This window comes from Pseudomonas sp. Irchel s3a18 (genome assembly GCF_900187535.1).
Lineage (GTDB): Bacteria > Pseudomonadota > Gammaproteobacteria > Pseudomonadales > Pseudomonadaceae > Aquipseudomonas.
Genome location: NZ_FYDV01000018.1, coordinates 21,062 through 39,363 on the forward strand (window position 1 = coordinate 21,062; position 18,302 = coordinate 39,363).

An 18,302-nucleotide genomic window follows, 5' to 3' on the forward strand; every position below is an offset into this window, starting at 1 on the left:
TGCGGCAGCGGGGGCCTCTTTTTGGGCGCGGCTCAGGTCACTCTTCAGCGACCTTGCTCTTGTCCTGGTGCTTTTCGATGATGTCGACCAGGCGCTGAGCCAGGGCCGGGTAGTTCTCGTCGAAGTGGTGTCCGCCGGGCAGCTTCACGGCTTCGCCGACGGCCGTCTTGTCGGTGCAGCCGCTTTCATCGGCCTCTTCCACGCCGTAGATGCACACGACCTTGGCCGCAGGCAGCCTGGCCATTTCCGGGCCGGTGGCGGCTTCCTTGCCTGCATTGCCTAGCCAGCCTTCGACTTCGATCTCGAAGCTGCCAGTGCGGGCGAAGGCCAGCAGAATGATCGCATCGACGCGCTGCTGCTCCGACTCGGGCAGGCGGTTGTAGATGGCAGGCAGTACGTCCGCACCAAACGAATAGCCGGTGAGGATGAAGCGCTTGGTGCCCCATTTCTGCCGGTAGTGCTGCATCAGTTCGCCCAGGTCGATGGCGCTTTGCTCGGGGCTTTTGTGCTGCCAGTAGTAGCGCAGGGTGTCGATGCCGACCACCGGATAGCCGATCTTGGTCATCTCTCCGGCCACGTCACGGTCCAGGTCGCGCCAGCCGCCGTCGCCGGACAGGAACAGGGTGACGGTGTCCCTGGCTTGGCCGGCAGGCACCTCGACCACGGGGATGCTGAGCCCGCCATTGCCCTTGTCGGAGCCGACCAGGATCTTGCGCAGCTCGTTGTTGAGGACTTGCGGCAAGTTGATGTCATAGTCGCTGATGCTGGTTTGCGCATTGGGTTGGTCGCGCACGAAACCGGCACTGGTATCGTCCGGGTTGTCGTTCCAGGCCACCAGCCAATGGCCATGGGCGGCGCTTTTTGGCAGCAGGTGGGTGCAGCCGGGCTTTTCCAGGGCCAGGTCGACCGAGACCGCCTGGGACTTGTCGTCCTTTTGTTCGGCCAGCCAGCGCCAGGCCAGTACCGCGCCCGGGCCTATGCCGCTGACCAGCGTCGCCGGGCCCTTGAGTTCCCTGAGTGCCGATTGCAGCGCCCGCCCTTGCAGCAGGCAGTCCTTGGGCAGGATCACTTGGACGATCTGCGCGGCGCCGCCACGGCTCAGGGCAATCAGTTGCTTGTCGCTCAGCTTCTGTTCATCGGTCACCGCAACCACCACCCGGGCGTGGGGCGTCGAGCCAGGCATGACCCGGGTCATGGGTGCGCCATCAGGCGGCGCCAGCACTTCCAGGGTCGGTTCGGGGGCGGGGCAGTTCCAGTACCAGTAGCCACCGCCGAGTATTACAGCCAGTACCACCAGAGTGGCCAGTACATACCGCCAGGCACGTCGAATCATCAGCGTTTCACCAATCCAGTCAAGCCGCCCGCAATCAGGGCGGCGGTATCGGCCAGCGCCACCAGCGGATCGAGTCCGGCGGGCACGGCCATGTAGCGGGGTTCCCAGTCAGGCTGGAACTTGTCTTTGAAGCGGCGCAGCCCCTGGAAGTTGTAGAGCTGCTCGCCACGGCGGAACACCATCGAGCCGAGGCGCTGGGTCAGTGGCGCACCGCGACGCGGCTGCAGGCCCGACAATGGGACCATGCCCAGGCTGAAGCGCGCATAGCCATGGCTTTTATAATATTGAATCAGGCCGACCATCATGAACTCCATGGTCAGCTTCGGGGCTTCGGGGTGCGCCCGCATCAGGTCGAGGCTGGCCAAGTCGTGGCTGTAAGTCTCGAGCAGGTTGGCGAACGCCACCGGGCGGCCTTCAAAGTGAATGATCGCAATGCGAAAGTGCTTCAGGTAGTCGTCGCTGAAACGGCCGAGCGAGAAGCCTTTCTCGCGCACGTTCTTGCCGGTGAGCCAGGCGTCGGAGATGACTTTCAGTTCGTCCATCGGTGCCTGCCCTGGTTCGAAGATCTCCAGCGACAAACCATCGCGGGTGCCACGGTTCCAGGTGTATCGCAGGTCTTTCATCTCCTTGCCCTTGGCGTCGAGATCGAAGCGCTGCAGGTCGACCCGGGCTTCCTCGCCAAGCTTGATCGCGGTCAGGCCGATGTCCATGTAGTAGGGCAGGTTCTCGGCACGGACCTGGTAGAACACCGGGCGGGCGTGATGCAGGTCGCACAGGTCGCGGAACTGCCAGATCATCTCGGCCCTTTGCTGGGGCGGGCCGATCGGGTCGTACAGCGCCACCAGGCTGCGGCCACGGCGCGCGTACATCAGGAAGGCGTTGTCGTCGGGGTTGAACAGCAGCGCCTTGTCACCGGTCAGGGCCAGGCCTCCGTCCGGCTGCGCCGAGGCCAGCAGAATCTTCTGGGCTTTATCCAGCTCGGTACTGTCGGGCAGGTGGATCACCGGGCGTTCGGTGCGCAGCAGCCAGGTCAACGACACGACCACCAGTACCACGGCGGCGCCGAGTAGCGAGCGCAGGCCACGGGGCGCATCGGAGTCCAGGGTGAATTGCCACCAGAGTTCGTGGCTGTAGGGCACGTCCTGATAGGCGAACAGCAGCAGCCAGATCGAGGCGCCGAGTACGCAGACGCTGGCCACCAGATACAGGGGCGAGAAGGGCAGTTCGGTCAGGCGGCTGGGGCGATAGAACGAGCGACGGAAAATGGCCAGCAGGCTGGCCGTCAGGATCAGCAGGCTGGCTTCTTCCCAGTCGAAACCCTTGAGCAGCGAAAGCAGGGCGCCGGCCAGCAGCAACACGGTGGTCAGCATCCACGCAGCCGACAGCCGGCGGCGCAAGCCCTGGGCCAGCAGCAGGCACAGCACGCCGATCAGGCTGGCGCCGAAGTGCGACGCGTCAATCAGGCGATGAGGGATCAGAAAGCCGATATGTTCCAGGCGGGTATCGATCTCCGGCGTGGCGCCGGAGAACAGCAGGACCACGCCGGAGAGAAACACCAGCACGGCCAGTACCGGCGCGGCGAGGCCAGAGGCCGTGCGCAATGCTTCGCGGGTGGTGAACAGCCGCTGGGCTTCATTGATCAACAGCAGAATGCAGGCCGCCAGCATCGGCAGGACCACATAGATCAGGCGATACAGCAGCAGCGCGGCGGCCAGTGGCGCTGCACCGAGCGTGTCGGCGAACGCGGCCAGCAAGATGGCTTCGAATACCCCGACACCCCCCGGTACGTGGCTGAGCACGCCTGCGGCCAAGGCCAGAAGATACACCAGCAGGAACGCTCCGAAGGGTGGTGCCTGCGGTAGCAGCAGGTACAGAACGGTCGCGGCAGCGGCCACGTCGAGCGCGGTGATGATCAGTTGCAGGAAGGTCAGGCGCCGGCCTGGCAGGCGCAAGGTTCGCCGGCCGATACGCACCAGCAAATTATCCGCATACGGCTGCTCGGGCAGGCGACGACGGTAGAGGCCGATCGCCAGGATCGCGCACAGCAGCAGTACGGCAATCGCAATCGCCGCCAGCACAGGTTGCGACACGTGCAGTGCGACAGACGCGGCGGGCAGGTTGCTCAACGTGGCCAGGGCGGCCAGCGGCGGCAGGGCGCAGCCCAGCGATAAACTGGCAAACAGCGTCATGCGAGCGACTTCTGCCGCCCCCAGGCCGTGGCGCGCGTACAGGCGATAGCGCACCGAGCCGCCCGACAACAGCGACAGGCCGATGGCATTGCCGATCGCGAATGCGGTGAAGCCCCCCAGAAACAGAGTGCGTGCTGGCAGGGTCACGCCGGCATAACGCGTCGCCGACCATTCATAGCCGAGCAACACCATGAAGCCGATAATCGTTGCGCCCAATGCACCGAGCAAGGCTGGCTGCGGGACTTGCAGGATCGAGTCGTGCAGGGCGTAGAGGTCGAGTTCGCTTAATAGATGACGACAGGCAATCAGGGCGATCGCGAACAGCAGCAGCGTCACTGCCAGGCCAATGGGCTGGCGGTATTTGCTGATCAGGTCCAGCCAGTGCAAGCGGCTGGCGTTGATCGGTTGAGTTCCTGTCACGGTGTCTTGTGAGTCAGACGAGTTGGCGCGCATCAATCACCTCTTGGATTGTGCGCGACAGGATGGAGGTATCCAGCCAAGTTACCAATCCCTGCAGAAAAATATAGTTACAAATATTAACGCGTATTGCCCCGTGGATGTGCGTTGCCAATGGGCAAGGCAGGCTTGTGCTTGAGCATAGCCTGAGATGTTGGAGTGGGGAGGGCATGGGGAGACCGGGCAGTGAATTGCCAAGCCATTGTTACGAAAGGGTTTTTCGACAGGCACAAAAAAGGCCACTCTTTCGAGTAGCCTTTTTTGATGTTTGGTTGCGGGAGCCGGATTTGAACCGACGACCTTCGGGTTATGAGCCCGACGAGCTACCAGACTGCTCCATCCCGCGTCTGTGTGGCGGCATTCTACAGGCGAACGCCGGAGTGTCAACTGTTAATTATACGCGCGGTCAAGTAAACGTAAAATCGCCTCAAGCGGTCGTAGGTGTGCGGTTAAGTCTCGGACGCACAATGAGAATTTATCGTGTCTCGGCGTTTGGTCCGCAGGGGGAGAAGTAAAAACACGCACGCACAAAAAAGGCCACTCTTTCGAGTAGCCTTTTTGATGTTTGGTTGCGGGAGCCGGATTTGAACCGACGACCTTCGGGTTATGAGCCCGACGAGCTACCAGACTGCTCCATCCCGCGTCTGTGTGTCGGCATCCTACAGGTGAATGCCTGAGTGTCAACCGTTAGTTGTTCGCGGGGTCAAATAAACGTAAATTCACCCCAAGCGGTTGTGGCTTTGCGGTTAAGTATCAGATGTGCAAAGAAAAATTATCGCATCTCGATGTTTGCTCCCCAGGGGGAGAGGTAAAACATGCGCGCACAAAAAAGGCCACTCTTTCGAGTAGCCTTTTTTGATGTTTGGTTGCGGGAGCCGGATTTGAACCGACGACCTTCGGGTTATGAGCCCGACGAGCTACCAGACTGCTCCATCCCGCGTCTGTGTGTCGGCATTCTACAGAGGATCAGGGTGCTGTCAACGATTGATTCATAAAAAATGCTGTCTGTTCAATCGGTTAGCGTTTTTTGTCAGGAGGGTTATGGGCTTGAAGGCTTGCTGTGCAAGGCTTTCAGCTCTATTGGTGGCTTGAACTTGATTAGAAAAATAAATCCATCAGTCACCTGTCCTACGCTCAGTAGAGAAGATTCAAGGTACTGGTGCTATATACAGTTGTCAGTGAGATACTGGTGATCTGGCTTGTTTGGGTTCCTTTTCCTTCATTGAACACCGCCTTGATATGACGCAACGCAAAATCATCCACGTCGACTGCGACTGCTTTTATGCTGCCATCGAGATGCGTGACGACCCGACGCTGGCCAGCAAGCCGCTGGCCGTGGGTGGTTCGGCGGACCGGCGGGGCGTCATTGCAACCTGCAACTATGAGGCGCGAGCCTTTGGGGTACGGTCGGCGATGTCTTCGCGACATGCACTGAAGCTGTGCCCGGACCTGGTCATCGTCAAGCCGCGGATGGAAGCCTATCGAGAGGCGTCGAAGGAAATCCAGGCCATCTTTCGCGATTACACCGAGCTGATCGAGCCCCTGTCGCTGGACGAGGCTTACCTCGATGTGTCCGAGAGTAGCCATTTCGCGGGCAGTGCCACGCGAATTGCCCAGGATATCCGGCGCCGGGTCTCCAATCAGTTGCACATCACGGTGTCGGCAGGCGTGGCGCCGAACAAGTTCCTGGCGAAGATCGCCAGTGACTGGAAAAAACCCAACGGGTTGTTCGTGATCACGCCGGATCAGGTCGAGGATTTTGTCTCGCAACTGCCGGTAAGCAAGTTGCACGGGGTGGGAAAGGTCACGGCGGACAAGCTGGCCCGGCTGGGGATTGTCGATTGCCTGCAGTTGCGCGAGTGGAACAAGCTGGCGCTGGTGCGCGAGTTCGGCAGTTTCGGCGAACGGTTATGGAGTCTGGCTCGTGGGATTGATGAGCGGCAGGTGCAGAATGACAGTCGGCGGCAGTCGGTGAGCGTGGAAAACACCTACGACGTTGATCTGCCAGACCTGGTCAGCTGCCTGGACAAGCTGCCAGCGTTGCTGGAGTCGCTGAATGGGCGCATGGCTCGCATCGACAGCAGTTACCGTCCGGGCAAGCCGTTCGTGAAGGTGAAGTTTCATGACTTCACCCAGACGACACTGGAGCAGGCCGGCGCGGGGCGGGATTTGGGCAGTTTTCAGCTGTTGCTGACACAGGCATTCAACCGGGGTGGCAAGCCGGTGCGATTGCTGGGGATTGGCGTGCGTTTGCAGGATCTGCGGGGCGGGTTCGAGCAACTGGATCTATTTGGCTGGTAAGACCTCGCGCCTACCAGGGTAGGGGCGAGGCTTGCCCGTGAAGCGTCAGATCAATTCGGGCCAGGGTCGGCCACTAGCCGTCCGGCATCCTTGGTCAGGGACTTGAGGAACTCACTCTGCAGTTCAGGATCGTTGCGAGTCAGTTCGATCAGGCTCTGTTCAAGCTCGCTGGCTTCCTCTTCCAGACCCAGTTCCGACAGACGTTTGACCCGGTGTACCCACTGGCTGACTTCGTCGTCTTCGAGGTCGTCGTAAATCAGCTCATGGGCTTCCAGCAGCTTGCTGCGCAAGTTGCCGCTAATGGCCAGTGATGAGTCGGTGTGCACGTCATCCTGGGCATCCGCTACGGAAATATGCAGCTTGCTGATGTGGCTCAGGTCGTTTTCCGAGAACGGGCTGTCGAGCAGGTTCAAGCGCAACAGGCCATTACGGTCGGTGGTGAGCTCGAAGGTCTGCTTGCCGGTCTTGACCTCTACCGGGCGTTCGCTCCAGGGCAGGCTCGAGTACTCCGTGCGCTTGTCGCGCTGGACTTCATCGATGCCCGCCAGGTTCTGTTGCGCGCGTCCGTGGGACTGTACGTTCATGAACGGGTTGAGCCCGGCAAAGCCGTAGCTGATCCAGTCCTTGGTGGCACTGTCCGGCAGGTTGCCCAGGGCGAAGACATTGACCACGTTGGCGCCGACGCCGGCCACCACCGCGACCGCGCCCAGCGGGATCTCGTAGACCTCCCGCCAGGGTTGGTACGGCGTATAGCGATCATAGCGACGGGTGACTTCGAACTCGGTGACCTCGAAGGTCTTCTGTTCGTTTATCCGTACCCGGCGTTGCGGCAGCTCAAGCACCTTAGGCTCACCGACATCGATCTGAAGGCTGTGATCGAGCAGTTTTCGCTCGATGCGCTCCTCGTGCTCGCTGCGCTGCGACATTTGATTGGCGCAGCCGCTGATCAGCAGGGTGCCGCACAGGGCGGCACCACCGAGGCTTAAGGTGTTTCGCTTGAACATGAGGTCTCTATCTGGTGTCAGCGGCGGATACGAGCCTGAAGGAACGACAGCACGTCGGCGACCGGCAGCGCTTGCGGTTCGGCCTCGGTACGGCTCTTGTATTCCAGGTTGCCTTCGGCGAGGCCGCGGTCACTGACCACGATCCGGTGAGGAATGCCGATCAGCTCCATGTCCGCGAACTTGATGCCCGGGCTGGTTTTCTTGTCGCGATCGTCCAGCAGCACTTCGAAGCCGGCCGCCGTCAATTCAGCGTAGAGCTTGTCGGTGGCTTCGCGAACCAGGTCGGTTTCGTAGCGCAATGGCACCAGGGCAATCTGGAAAGGTGCGAGGGTGTCGCTCCAGATGATCCCTTTCTCGTCGTTGTTCTGCTCGATGGCTGCCGCCACCACGCGGGACACGCCGATACCGTAGCAACCCATTTCCAGGGTCACCGGCTTGCCGTTCTCGCCCAGCACTTCGCACTTCATCGCCTTGCTGTACTTGTTGCCCAGCTGGAAGATGTGTCCGACTTCGATGCCGCGCTTGATTTCAAGGGTGCCTTTGCCGTCGGGGCTCGGGTCGCCGGCCACGACGTTGCGCAGGTCGGCCACGGTCGGAACCGGCAGGTCGCGTTCCCAGTTGACGCCGAAGTAGTGCTTGTCGTCGATGTTGGCGCCGATGCCGAAGTCGCTCATCAGTTCGACCGAGCGGTCGATGATGATTGGCAGCGGCAGGTTCAGCGGGCCGAGGGAGCCGGCGCCGGCGCCGATGGCGTCACGCAGTTCGGCTTCGGAGGCCATGACCAGCGGGCTGGCAACGCCAGGCTGATTGGCGGCCTTGATTTCGTTGAGCTCGTGGTCGCCGCGAATGATCAGCGCGATTAGCTTGCCGGCTTCTTCGGCGTGTACTACCAGGGTCTTGATGGTCTTTTCGATCGGCAGGTTGAAGCCTTCGACCAGTTGCGCGATGGTCTTGGCGTTCGGCGTGTCGACCAGGCGCAGTTCTTCGGTGGCTGCGGCGCGGGAAGTTTCCCGTGGCACGGCTTCGGCTTTCTCGATGTTCGCCGCGTAGTCGGAACCGTTGCTGAAAACGATGTCGTCTTCACCGGACTCGGCCAGTACGTGGAACTCGTGGGAACCGGCGCCGCCGATCGAGCCGTTGTCGGCCTCAACCGGGCGGAACTTCAGGCCCAGGCGGGTAAACACGTTGCAATAAGCCTGGTGCATGCGGTCGTAGGTGACCTGCAGCGATGGCTGGTCGGCGTGGAAGGAGTAGGCGTCCTTCATGATGAACTCGCGGCCGCGCATCAGGCCGAAGCGTGGGCGGATTTCATCACGGAATTTGGTCTGGATCTGATACAGGTTGATCGGCAGCTGCTTGTAGCTGCTCAACTCGTTGCGCATCAGGTCGGTGATCACTTCTTCGTGAGTCGGGCCTGCGCAGAAGTCGCGACCATGGCGATCCTTGAAGCGCAGTAGTTCAGGGCCGTACTCCTCCCAGCGACCGGATTCCTGCCACAGCTCAGACGGTTGAGTGCTCGGCATCAACACTTCGAGAGAGCCGGCGGCGTTCATTTCTTCGCGAACGACGGCTTCAACCTTGCGCATTACCCGCAGGCCCATGGGCAGCCAGGTGTACAGGCCCGAGGCGAGTTTGCGGATCATGCCGGCACGCAGCATCAGCTGGTGGCTGATGACGACCGCATCGGAAGGCGTTTCTTTCTGTGTGGCGAGCAAAAATTGACTGGTGCGCATGGTAGGCCGTTGTCGGTTGCTGAAGACTAGAAATGACGGAACATTGTACGGGCGAGATCCGCTGACGTACAGGCGTGCAGCCTAGGGTATCACCCGGGCGCGGGGAAAGCCCCGCGCTGTCCGGGATTACTCGATGGCGTTAGTCGTCTGGGTGGGCTCCGGCGTCTGTGTCGGCGTCGGGCCTTCGCGGCGGCTTTCCTGGTACCAGTGCACAAGGATCAGGACGAGGGTCGGGATGCCAAGCAGGGCGGTGATGATAAAGAAGTCGTGGTAGCCGAACTTTTCCACCATGACCCCGGTGTAGCCGCCGATCAGGCGCGGCAGCAGCAGCATGATCGAACTGAGCAGGGCGTATTGGGTGGCCGAGAACTTCAGGTTGGTCAGGCTCGACAGGTAGGCCACGAAGGCCGATGTCGCCAGGCCGGAGCTGAAGTTGTCCAGGGAAATGGTGGCAATCAGCATCTGCAGGTTGGCGCCCATGTCAGCGAGCATCACGAACAGAATATTGGTGCCGGCCGAGGCCGCGCCGCCGATGAACAGAATGGGCAGGATGCCGAAACGCACGATTAGCAGGCCGCCCATGCCGGCGCCGATCAGGGTCATGATCAGGCCGAAGATCTTGCTCACCCCGGCGATCTGGTCCTTGGTGAAGCCCAGGTCGATGTAGAACACGTTGGCCATGACGCCCATCACGGTATCGGACATGCGGTAGGTGGCAATCAGGCCGAGCAGCAGCAAGGCTTGCCAGCGATAGCGCATGACAAAGTCGTTGACCGGTGTCAGTACCGGGGCCAAGCCCCGTCGACCCATGGTCGACAGACACATGACAGTGAAGGTGATGTAGAGAATGGCGCGCAGGAAAGCGCGGTCTTCCAGCAGCAGGTCGAGCGGGCTGGCGTCGCCGAACAGTACGCTGGCAAAGTCGGTGTTGTAGAGCTGGGTGAACATCGCCGGTACGGACACCAGCAGCACGATCAGGACGAATACGGATGCCAGTTGGTGCACAAAGCTGTAGCGGCCGGCAGACAGTTGTGTGCGCAGCGGCACTGGCGGTTCGCGCATGAGCAGGCAGGTCACCAGCGCCGGGACCATCAGCAGGCCAAAGAGGACGTAGGTACCGGTCCAGGCCGAGTGTTTGTAATTGAAACCGGTGGAGCCGAAGCCTTCGGCAAAGAACAGGGCGCCTGCGGTGGCCAGCAAGGCAGCAACCCGATAGCCGGACATGTAGCTGGCGGCCAGTGCAGCCTGGTGGGTGTCGTCGACGATTTCCAGGCGGTAGGCGTCGACGGCAATGTCCTGGGTGGCCGAGGCAAAGGCCACCACCACGGCAATCGCGATCAACCAGGACAGGTGTTTTTGCGGGTCGCAGAAGCCCATGCCGATCAGGCCGAGGATCACCAGGATTTGCGACAGCACCAGCCAGGATCGTCGTCGGCCCAGTTTGCCCAGCAGCGGCAGGCGCCACTGGTCGAGCAGTGGCGACCAGACCCATTTGAAGGCATAGGCCAGCCCGATCAGGCTCGCGTAGCCAATGGTTTCGCGGGCCACGCCGGCCTCACGCAACCAGACGGAAAGCGTCGAAAACACAAGCATGTAGGGCAGGCCGGCGGCGAAGCCCAGCAGCAACAGCACGAGCGTCGAGGGGCTGGCATAAGCGGCGAGCGCGGCGCGCCAGGTTTTACGGGGCATGGGCTGGAGTCTGCCTCAAAATATACGGAAACAAAGCGCGCACTCTAACCGCTGTGCTCTACCGGGCGCCAGCCATGGCGCTGAATATCAACACGATTGTTCAGGATGCTGACGCCTTCCATGCGCAAGCGCGCCCGTTGTTCGTCGCCCGATGGGGTGCCTGCTGGCAGGCTGATCCGGCCGCCCGCGCCGAGTACGCGGTGCCAGGGCAGCGTGCTGTCCGCGGGCAATTGGCTGAGGGTACGTCCCACCCAGCGAGCGGCGCGACCAAGGCCGGCCAGTTCCGCGAGTTGGCCGTAACTGACGACCTTGCCTTCCGGCACTTGCGCCAGGGTGACGTAGAGTGCCGTTCGGCGGATGTGTGCCGGGTCCTGGGAATCGTTCTCGTCGTCACTCACGTCCGGGTTTCCTTGGAAAGGGGGCGTCGTACCGTTGGTAGCTCGAGGCGCCAATGATCCAATGATAAATGAACTCGATGCAAATACCCCGGTCAGTCCTTGCTTGGGCGTTCTCTATGGGATAATGCCGCCTTTTTTCGCGAACCCGAGTGTTGTCGTTGCTTATGCTGTCCAGAACCTTGTTATGCCTCGCCGTCCTCTCTGCCTGCACGCCAGCACTCGCCGACACTGTCTGGTTGAAGAATGGTGATCGCTTGAGTGGCAAGATCAGGCTCTTCGACGGCGGCAAGTTGCTGATCCAGACCGAGTACGCCGGGGCGGTTGCGATCGACTGGAAGCAGGTCAAGACCCTGGAAAGTGATCAGCAACTGCTGGTCAAACAGGGCGACTACAGTGCAGAGGTGGCCAAATCGTTGCAGGCGGCCGATGCAGGCAAGGTCACGTTGGCCAACGGTGATGCGCCCAGGACCGTGGAGCTGGCCACTATTCAGCAAATGCTCAAGCCCCGACCGGTGGTCGAGGATATGGTGTGGAAGGGCAATGTCGACGTCGCGCTGGATTACGAGCGCTCGGAAACCAAGACGGATGACTACGCCATCGATTTCAAGACCAGTGCGCGTCATGGTCATTGGCGTCACACGGCGGAAGGCGAATATAACCGCGAGTTCCAGGATGAGGTGGTGACCTCGGACAATTGGCGTGCGGAATACGCCCTTGACCGCTTCATTACCGAGCAGTGGTTCTGGCAAGGGCGATTCAACTACAAGCGCGACAAGGTTGAAGACTTGAAGCTGCAGCGCACTGTGGGTACGGGGCCGGGCTATCAGTTCTGGGATGATGAACTGGGTGCGTTTTCGCTAGGTTCGCTGTTGAATCGAACCGACTATGAGTACACGCAGGGAGGGCGGGATAATTTCTACTCCCTGGCGATGAAGTGGGACTACAACCGCTACCTGATTGGCAGGTCGGTCGAGCTGTTCACCACTGGTGAGGTGGGCAAGCCCCTGTCCAGTGTGGCGGACTACGCACTCGATGCCGAGGCTGGATTGCGTTACAGGGTGACGGACTGGGCGTCGCTCAATCTGAAGGCCGAGCGCAATGAAATCAAAGGCACGCAGGAGAGCGACCTGGACAAGACCCATTATTCCGCGGGGTTTGGGGTGACCTGGTAAGGCGCGCAGTGGTGTGGCTGGCCGTGTTGCAGCCATTTTTCCGTACAAAACACCCGGGCACAAAAAAGCCCCGCTTTGAGGGCGGGGCTTTTTACTAAATCAGTACAAGTTAGATAACTTGAACTTCTTCAGCTTGCATGCCTTTCTGACCGCGGGTAGCGATGAAAGAAACCTGTTGGCCTTCTTTCAGGCTTTTGAAGCCGTCGGATTGGATAGCTTTGAAGTGAACGAACAGGTCGTCACCGGATTGTGGAGTGATGAAGCCGAAGCCTTTTTCATCGTTGAACCACTTAACGGTACCGGTTTGGCGATTAGACATGGTGTAACTCCTTGAACAAAGATAACTGCGACTCAGGAAGAACCCTGGCCGAGACTGAGTGCAAAGAGCAGGAAAAATTCTTGTAGATGGTTGGATCGAAATTCAACATATCGTGTAGAGATTCTCAGTGACACAAGCAGCACAGTGGCGCCACCTTAACCCTTTTTCCGGAACGTGCCAATGGTCTTTGCGAAGGTTTCTCTGTTTTCGTGACTGACGGTGCGCATCAGCGACGCACGGCCTCTGATATTCAGGGGATCGGCGATTTATCCACCCCCGGACTTTGAACCCTACGGCGTGCCCCGGTAAGATGCCGGACAGAATTTTTCCACCTCGCTATTTCAGGACACCCGCCATGAGCATCAAATCGGACAAGTGGATTCGCCGCATGGCGCAAGAGCACGGGATGATCGAGCCCTTCGTAGAGCGCCAGATGCGTGGCGAAGGCGCCGACCGGCTGATTTCCTTCGGGGTGTCGAGCTACGGCTACGACGTGCGTTGCGCCGATGAGTTCAAGGTGTTCACCAACATCAATTCGGCGACCGTCGATCCGAAGAACTTCGATGAGAAGAGTTTCGTCGACGTCAAAAGCGATGTCTGCATCATCCCGCCGAACTCGTTCGCGCTGGCCCGTACCGTCGAATTTTTCCGTATTCCGCGCAACGTGCTGACCATCTGCCTGGGCAAGAGCACCTACGCGCGTTGCGGCATCATCGTCAACGTCACGCCGCTGGAACCGGAATGGGAAGGTCACGTGACCCTGGAGTTTTCCAACACCACCACGCTGCCGGCCAAGATCTATGCCAATGAAGGCGTGGCGCAGATGCTGTTCTTCGAATCCGATGAAGAGTGCGAAGTGTCTTACAAGGACCGTGGCGGCAAGTACCAGGGCCAGCGTGGCGTGACCTTGCCGCGCACCTGAGTCAACCGTCTGACAACGCGTATGAGTTCTTGAGCGAGCGTACACTCTATGAAGTGTACTGCTCCGATCCGCGCAAGGCGTGTCGAGCCATCGCTCAGGAGTGCGCAATGAAGATCGATCCTCGAATAAGTGCCGAACTGGCCAGGCTCGAACCCAACCAAGTGGGGGGGCTGGCGTGGTCATTGTTGGCGCATCCGGCCGTCACCCAGGCTGGCGGGATCCCCGGCCAACCCGACCCGGACACCCCCAACGAACAGCCCAACGAGCCCGGTGAGCCGACCTTGCCGGATGAGCCGCCTCCTGCTCCAGTAGTGTGATAACCAGACTGGCCGCTCATACTCGGAAATAACGGTGTGTGCCTGTGGAACCTTCAGGTAGGTGGGCCGTGTTTTGATCGCGGCCTGCTCGTCATGCCTGCTTGTGTAAAAGGCTGGGGCCGAGCCGTTATCCCTCAAAAGCAAGCACATAGCCCAGGGGGGGGCGGGAGTCGGCCAGGCCGACTCCCGTTTCATGCGTGATCAGTTACTTCAGGTTGCCACTGAGGAACTGTTTCAGGCGTTCGCTCTTCGGGTTGCCCAGTACATCCTCGGGTGTCCCTTCCTCTTCCACCACCCCCTGGTGCAGAAACAGCACCTGGTTGGACACTTTGCGTGCGAAGCTCATTTCATGGGTGACCATGATCATGGTCCGGCCTTCTTCGGCCAGGCCCTGGATCACCTTGAGCACCTCGCCGACCAGTTCGGGGTCCAGGGCCGAGGTCGGTTCATCGAACAGCATGATTTCCGGTTCCATCGCCAGCGCCCGGGCGATGGCCACGCGCTGCTGCTGACCGCCCGACAGGAACGCCGGGTACTGATCCGCCACCCGTGCCGACAGGCCGACCTTGTCCAGATAACGGCGAGCACGCTCTTCAGCGTCCTTTTTACTCACGCCCAGCACCCGGCGCGGGGCCATGGTGATGTTTTCCAGTACGGTCATGTGGCTCCACAGGTTGAAGTGCTGGAACACCATGGCCAGGCGGGTACGCAGTCGTTGCAGTTCGGCTTCGTCTGCCACGCGCATGCCATGGTGATCCTTGATCATGCGGATGGCCTGGCCGTCCATGCTCATGGCGCCGTCGTTGGGGGTCTCGAGAAAGTTGATGCAGCGCAGGAAGGTACTCTTGCCCGAACCGCTGGCGCCGATCAGGCTGATCACATCACCGGTCTTGGCCTTCAGCGAAACGCCCTTGAGTACTTCATGGCTGCCGTAACTCTTGTGCAGGCCTTCAATGGTCAGTTTGTACATGGGGCAAACATCCTCAAGGCGAAAGTAGGTAGCCGGTGCGATACGCTTCAAGGCCTGCAACATGGGCGATCACCATGCCGGCCGTGGCCATGCGTCGCGTGGAGCGGGCGTACAGCAGGCCGGCGTTGGTGCAGTGAACCGGTGTGACCCGGTCACTGATCGGATCAATGATTTCAGCGATCAATTGCCCTGCCTGCAGGTATTCACCCGGTAGCACGTGGTACACCAGCAAGCCGCCAATCGGCGTGGCCACTGGCTCTACGCCAGCGAGCGGCGTGGCAGGGTAGGGCAGCTCCGGCAAGGGCGGGGCCTGACCTTCAATCGCGCCATAGTGTGTCAGATAGTCGATCAGCGCCTGGCTGTCGAGGCTGGCCAGGGGGTGGTTGACGTCACCTTGGCCGCGCAGTTCTACGGTGACCGAGAAACTGCCCATCGGAATGTTGAAGTGCTCGCCGAAACGCTCCTGCAGTTGCCACCAGAGCAAGGTGAAGCATTCGTCGAACGACTGGCCGCCCGAGTCGGTGGCCAGCAGGCTGGCCTCGGCGCCAATGTAGCGTGCCAGGGGTTCGACCTGGGGCCAGGCGTCAGGGGTGGTGTACAGGTGCGTGACTGCTTCGAAATCACAATGCAGGTCCAGCACCATGTCCGCGTCACACGCCAGTGTCTGCAGGGCCAGGCGCTGGGATTGCAGTTGGGTGCTGGCGGTTTGCCGTGCCAGCGCACTGCGCAGGTGGCTGCGGATCAGTGCCAGGTTGCGTTGCGGGTCATCGCTGAGCCGGCCTTCGATCTCGTTGCCGATCTCTTCGCTCAGGTCGACGAACCAGCGGTTGAAGTTCTGTCCGCTTTCCAGCTCGTAACGCCCGAGCGGCACATCCATCAGCACCTGTTCCAGGCCAATCGGGTTGGCGACGGGCACCAGCACGATTTCGCTGCGCAGGCGACCGGCGGCTTCAAGCTCCGCCAGGCGCAGCTTGAGGTGCCAGGCCACCAGCATGCCGGGCAGTTCGTCGGCGTGCAGCGAGGACTGGATGTAGATCTTGCCTTGGCCCTGTGTCGGACCGAAGTGGAAGCTGTGGATCTGTCGCGTGGTGCCCGGCAATGGGGCCAGCAAGTCATGAATCTGGTGGCGCATGTGCAGAAAGTCCTAGTGAGTCGGCCCAAGGAACGCCAGCCAGCGGCGTTCGGCCAGTCGGAACAGGCCGACCAGCGCAAAGGTAACGGTCAGGTAAATCAACGCAGCGATGCCGAACGACTGGAAGGTCATGAAGGTCGCCGAGTTGGCGTCGCGGGCGACTTTCAGTACGTCGGGGATGGTTGCGGTAAAGGCCACGGTGGTCGAGTGCAGCATCAGGATCACTTCGTTGCTGTAGTACGGCAGCGAACGACGCAGGGCAGATGGCATGATCACGTAGGCATACAGCTTCCAGCCGGTCAGGCCGTAGGCCTTGGCCGCTTCGACTTCGCCGTGGGCCATGCTGCGAATCGCCCCGGCGAAAATCTCCGTGGTGTAGGCACAGGTGTTCAGGGCAAACGCCAGGATGGTGCAGTTCATCGCATCGCGAAAGAACGCATCCAGCACCGGCTGCGCGCGGATCGCGGCCAGGCTGTAGATGCCGGTGTAGCAGATCAGCAGCTGGATATAGAGCGGCGTCCCCCGGAACAGGTAGGTGTAGAACTGCACCGGCCAGCGGATGTAGAAGTGTGGCGAAACCCGGGCTATCGACAGCGGGATCGATACCACGAAGCCGATGAAGATCGAGGCGCTGAGCAGCCACATCGTCATGGCCAGGCCGGTGATGTGGTAGCCGTCGCTGTAGAGGAATGGCCGCCAGTATTCCTGCAGAAGTTCGATCATCGTACGGCCTCCCTGCTGCCTGCGGCATAACGGCGTTCAAGCCTGCGCAGGACAATGTTCGACACGCTGGTGATCACCAGGTAGATCAAAGCGGCGAGCACCAGGAAATAAAACAGTTGATAGGTGCTTTTGCCAGCGTCCTGGGCGGCCTTGACCAGATCGGCCAGGCCGATGATCGATACCAGCGCGGTGGCCTTGAGCATCACCATCCAGTTGTTGCCGATACCCGGCAGGGCAAAGCGCATCATTTGCGGGAACACCACGAAACGAAACCGCTGGCCGCGTTTGAGGCCATAGGCGGTGGCTGCTTCGACCTGGCCACGGGGCACGGCAATGATCGCGCCGCGAAAGGTTTCGGTGAAGTAGGCGCCGTAGATGAAGCCCAGAGTGATGACCCCGGCGCTGAACGGGTTGATTTCGATGTATTCCCATTCCATGAAGTCGGTAAAGGATGTCAGCCAGGTTTGCAGGCTGTAGAAAATCAGCAGCATCAGTACCAGGTCCGGTACCCCGCGAATCAGTGTGGTGTAGAACTGGGCTGGTATCCGAAGCAGCCTGGAAGCGGAAAGTTTGGCGCTGGCGCCCAGCAGACCAAGTAACACGGCCACCAGCAGCGACAACACCGACAATTTGATGGTCATCCAGGTGCCTTGCATCAGCAGTGGGCCGAAGCCCTTCAAGCTGAAGGCAGAGAGCCCCAGGTCTTGCAGGAGTTGTTCAAACATAAAATCAGCGACCTGATGGTGTAGAAAAAGCGCCCATCACGAAGATGGGCGCCGGGCATTATTTGCCGCTGTACAGATTCAGATCACCGAAGTGTTTCTTTTGAATGGTGGCGTAGGTGCCATCGTCGTGTAACGCTTTGATACCTTTATCCAAAAGCGCCTTCAGCTCTTTGTTACCTTTCGAGATACCGATCGCGGTCTTGGAGGGCAACAACTCGCTGTCGACAGGCTTGCTGACTTCGAAGTCAGCGCCTTGTGGCGACTTCAGGAAGCCCAGTTCGGCTTGCAGCATGTCCTGGATCGACGCGTCGAGGCGACCGGACGTCAGGTCCGCGTAGACCTGGTCCTGGTTGGCATAGGCCTGGGTTTTCACCCCGGCCTTGTCCAACACGGCCTTGGCGTAGGCTTCCTGGATGGTGCCTTGTTCGTAACCCACGGTTTTACCCTTGAGGGACGCAGTGTCCTCGGTCAGCCCGGAACCTTTCTTGAACACGAAGGAGGTAGGGCCGGAGAACAGCTCGTTGGAGAAGTCGATGACTTTCTCACGGGCCGGCGTCACGGTCATCGAGGAGATCACACCGTCGAATTTATTGGCCTTGAGGCCCGGAATCATGCCGTCGAAGTCACTTTCGACCCATTTGCACTTGACCTTCAGTTCGGCGCAGATTGCATTGCCCAGATCGATATCGAAGCCCACCAGGTTGCCATCGGCGGCTTTGGATTCGAACGGCGCATAGGAAGGATCGACACCAAAACGCAGTTCCTTGTATTCCTTGGCCAGCGCGGAGCCTGCAGCCATGCACAAGGCCAGTGCAGAAAGGGTCAGCAATGCTTTTTTCATTATTCAATCCTTAAGAAGCAATATGAGCGCTTGTGGCGCGTAAGTATTGTTACTGGAAAGCGTAAGACATTATGAAAG

General features: G+C 60.2%; 16 protein-coding genes and 3 tRNA genes. 4 read left to right on the forward strand and 15 right to left on the reverse strand.

Translation table 11 applies throughout. The annotated features are described in order from the left end of the window. Window positions 1-37: 37 nt before the first annotated feature. From CKW29_RS20870 to CKW29_RS20890, 5 genes are all read right to left on the reverse strand, one after another. Window positions 38-1,333: a virulence factor family protein gene (locus tag CKW29_RS20870; RefSeq protein ID WP_095149025.1), complete on the reverse strand. Its 1,296-nt coding sequence runs from the start codon at window positions 1,331-1,333 to the stop codon at window positions 38-40. Further along, complete coding sequence (mprF, locus tag CKW29_RS20875) at window positions 1,333-3,975, reverse strand: bifunctional lysylphosphatidylglycerol flippase/synthetase MprF (RefSeq protein ID WP_095149026.1); 2,643 nt, start codon at window positions 3,973-3,975, stop codon at window positions 1,333-1,335. Before mprF ends, CKW29_RS20870 begins: the two co-directional genes overlap by 1 nt. A gap of 272 nt (window positions 3,976-4,247) precedes the next feature. Next, window positions 4,248-4,324: transfer RNA gene (locus tag CKW29_RS20880), tRNA-Met, on the reverse strand. A gap of 220 nt (window positions 4,325-4,544) precedes the next feature. Further along, a tRNA-Met gene (locus CKW29_RS20885) sits at window positions 4,545-4,621 on the reverse strand. A gap of 220 nt (window positions 4,622-4,841) precedes the next feature. Next, a tRNA-Met gene (locus tag CKW29_RS20890) sits at window positions 4,842-4,918 on the reverse strand. 299 nt (window positions 4,919-5,217) lie between these two features. On the opposite strand from CKW29_RS20890, the gene dinB reads away from it, so the two are divergent. After that, window positions 5,218-6,279, forward strand: a complete 1,062-nt coding sequence (gene dinB / locus CKW29_RS20895) for a DNA polymerase IV (protein ID WP_095146768.1) — start codon at window positions 5,218-5,220, stop codon at window positions 6,277-6,279. Between the two features lie 50 nt (window positions 6,280-6,329). Here the strand turns inward: dinB and CKW29_RS20900 are convergent, their stop codons facing one another. The 4 genes from CKW29_RS20900 to CKW29_RS20915 all read right to left on the reverse strand — a co-directional run bounded on the left by CKW29_RS20900 (window position 6,330) and on the right by CKW29_RS20915 (window position 11,103). Then, window positions 6,330-7,283: a hypothetical protein gene (locus tag CKW29_RS20900; RefSeq protein ID WP_095146769.1), complete on the reverse strand. Its 954-nt coding sequence runs from the start codon at window positions 7,281-7,283 to the stop codon at window positions 6,330-6,332. A 17-nt stretch (window positions 7,284-7,300) separates the two neighbouring features. Next, on the reverse strand, window positions 7,301-9,016 hold the full coding sequence (locus CKW29_RS20905; RefSeq protein ID WP_095146770.1) for a proline--tRNA ligase: 1,716 nt from the start codon (window positions 9,014-9,016) through the stop codon (window positions 7,301-7,303). A gap of 126 nt (window positions 9,017-9,142) precedes the next feature. Beyond that, window positions 9,143-10,705 (reverse strand): AmpG family muropeptide MFS transporter, encoded by a 1,563-nt coding sequence (locus tag CKW29_RS20910; protein ID WP_095149027.1) that lies wholly within the window; start codon window positions 10,703-10,705, stop codon window positions 9,143-9,145. A 44-nt stretch (window positions 10,706-10,749) separates the two neighbouring features. After that, a complete protein-coding gene (locus CKW29_RS20915; RefSeq protein ID WP_095149028.1) occupies window positions 10,750-11,103 on the reverse strand; it encodes an MGMT family protein in 354 nt (117 codons plus the stop codon). Window positions 11,104-11,267: 164 nt separating this feature from the next. Here CKW29_RS20915 and CKW29_RS20920 point away from each other — a divergent pair, with 164 nt between their 5' ends. Continuing rightward, a complete protein-coding gene (locus CKW29_RS20920) occupies window positions 11,268-12,275 on the forward strand; it encodes a DUF481 domain-containing protein (protein ID WP_095149029.1) in 1,008 nt (335 codons plus the stop codon). Window positions 12,276-12,384: 109 nt separating this feature from the next. Here the strand turns inward: CKW29_RS20920 and CKW29_RS20925 are convergent, their stop codons facing one another. Next, window positions 12,385-12,594, reverse strand: a complete 210-nt coding sequence (locus CKW29_RS20925) for a cold-shock protein (protein ID WP_002554837.1) — start codon at window positions 12,592-12,594, stop codon at window positions 12,385-12,387. 355 nt (window positions 12,595-12,949) lie between these two features. Here CKW29_RS20925 and dcd point away from each other — a divergent pair, with 355 nt between their 5' ends. Both dcd and CKW29_RS20935 read left to right on the forward strand, forming a co-directional pair. Next, window positions 12,950-13,516 carry a dCTP deaminase gene (dcd, locus tag CKW29_RS20930; RefSeq protein WP_019692149.1) on the forward strand — a complete coding sequence of 189 codons (567 nt, stop codon included), beginning with the start codon at window positions 12,950-12,952 and terminating at the stop codon, window positions 13,514-13,516. A gap of 107 nt (window positions 13,517-13,623) precedes the next feature. After that, on the forward strand, window positions 13,624-13,833 hold the full coding sequence (locus CKW29_RS20935) for a hypothetical protein (protein ID WP_095149030.1): 210 nt from the start codon (window positions 13,624-13,626) through the stop codon (window positions 13,831-13,833). A gap of 205 nt (window positions 13,834-14,038) precedes the next feature. Here CKW29_RS20935 and CKW29_RS20940 read toward each other — a convergent pair whose 3' ends face one another. Genes CKW29_RS20940 through CKW29_RS20960 form a run of 5 tightly spaced genes read right to left on the reverse strand, consistent with a single transcriptional unit; the run spans window position 14,039 to window position 18,224 of the window. Then, window positions 14,039-14,803, reverse strand: a complete 765-nt coding sequence (locus CKW29_RS20940) for an ABC transporter ATP-binding protein (RefSeq protein WP_095146775.1) — start codon at window positions 14,801-14,803, stop codon at window positions 14,039-14,041. 13 nt (window positions 14,804-14,816) lie between these two features. Then, on the reverse strand, window positions 14,817-15,935 hold the full coding sequence (locus CKW29_RS20945) for a succinylglutamate desuccinylase/aspartoacylase family protein (protein WP_095149031.1): 1,119 nt from the start codon (window positions 15,933-15,935) through the stop codon (window positions 14,817-14,819). Between the two features lie 12 nt (window positions 15,936-15,947). Next, window positions 15,948-16,658, reverse strand: a complete 711-nt coding sequence (locus CKW29_RS20950; RefSeq protein ID WP_095146777.1) for an ABC transporter permease — start codon at window positions 16,656-16,658, stop codon at window positions 15,948-15,950. After that, window positions 16,655-17,383: an ABC transporter permease gene (locus CKW29_RS20955; protein ID WP_095077419.1), complete on the reverse strand. Its 729-nt coding sequence runs from the start codon at window positions 17,381-17,383 to the stop codon at window positions 16,655-16,657. The genes CKW29_RS20950 and CKW29_RS20955 overlap by 4 nt, the downstream gene beginning before the upstream one ends. Before the next feature lie 58 nt (window positions 17,384-17,441). After that, entirely contained in the window at window positions 17,442-18,224 is a 783-nt protein-coding gene (locus CKW29_RS20960) for a transporter substrate-binding domain-containing protein (RefSeq protein ID WP_095146778.1), read from the reverse strand. Window positions 18,225-18,302: the final 78 nt, after the last annotated feature.

What these genes read in the sequence shown, in the direction of transcription:
- CKW29_RS20870 (WP_095149025.1), bottom strand. Translation starts at nt 1,333, where the DNA reads ATGATTCGACGTGCCTGGCGGTATGTACTGGCCACTCTGGTGGTACTG.
- mprF (WP_095149026.1), bottom strand. Translation starts at nt 3,975, where the DNA reads ATGCGCGCCAACTCGTCTGACTCACAAGACACCGTGACAGGAACTCAA.
- dinB (WP_095146768.1), top strand. Translation starts at nt 5,218, where the DNA reads ATGACGCAACGCAAAATCATCCACGTCGACTGCGACTGCTTTTATGCT.
- CKW29_RS20900 (WP_095146769.1), bottom strand. Translation starts at nt 7,283, where the DNA reads ATGTTCAAGCGAAACACCTTAAGCCTCGGTGGTGCCGCCCTGTGCGGC.
- CKW29_RS20905 (WP_095146770.1), bottom strand. Translation starts at nt 9,016, where the DNA reads ATGCGCACCAGTCAATTTTTGCTCGCCACACAGAAAGAAACGCCTTCC.
- CKW29_RS20910 (WP_095149027.1), bottom strand. Translation starts at nt 10,705, where the DNA reads ATGCCCCGTAAAACCTGGCGCGCCGCGCTCGCCGCTTATGCCAGCCCC.
- CKW29_RS20920 (WP_095149029.1), top strand. Translation starts at nt 11,268, where the DNA reads ATGCTGTCCAGAACCTTGTTATGCCTCGCCGTCCTCTCTGCCTGCACG.
- CKW29_RS20925 (WP_002554837.1), bottom strand. Translation starts at nt 12,594, where the DNA reads ATGTCTAATCGCCAAACCGGTACCGTTAAGTGGTTCAACGATGAAAAA.
- dcd (WP_019692149.1), top strand. Translation starts at nt 12,950, where the DNA reads ATGAGCATCAAATCGGACAAGTGGATTCGCCGCATGGCGCAAGAGCAC.
- CKW29_RS20935 (WP_095149030.1), top strand. Translation starts at nt 13,624, where the DNA reads ATGAAGATCGATCCTCGAATAAGTGCCGAACTGGCCAGGCTCGAACCC.
- CKW29_RS20940 (WP_095146775.1), bottom strand. Translation starts at nt 14,803, where the DNA reads ATGTACAAACTGACCATTGAAGGCCTGCACAAGAGTTACGGCAGCCAT.
- CKW29_RS20945 (WP_095149031.1), bottom strand. Translation starts at nt 15,935, where the DNA reads ATGCGCCACCAGATTCATGACTTGCTGGCCCCATTGCCGGGCACCACG.
- CKW29_RS20950 (WP_095146777.1), bottom strand. Translation starts at nt 16,658, where the DNA reads ATGATCGAACTTCTGCAGGAATACTGGCGGCCATTCCTCTACAGCGAC.
- CKW29_RS20955 (WP_095077419.1), bottom strand. Translation starts at nt 17,383, where the DNA reads ATGTTTGAACAACTCCTGCAAGACCTGGGGCTCTCTGCCTTCAGCTTG.
- CKW29_RS20960 (WP_095146778.1), bottom strand. Translation starts at nt 18,224, where the DNA reads ATGAAAAAAGCATTGCTGACCCTTTCTGCACTGGCCTTGTGCATGGCT.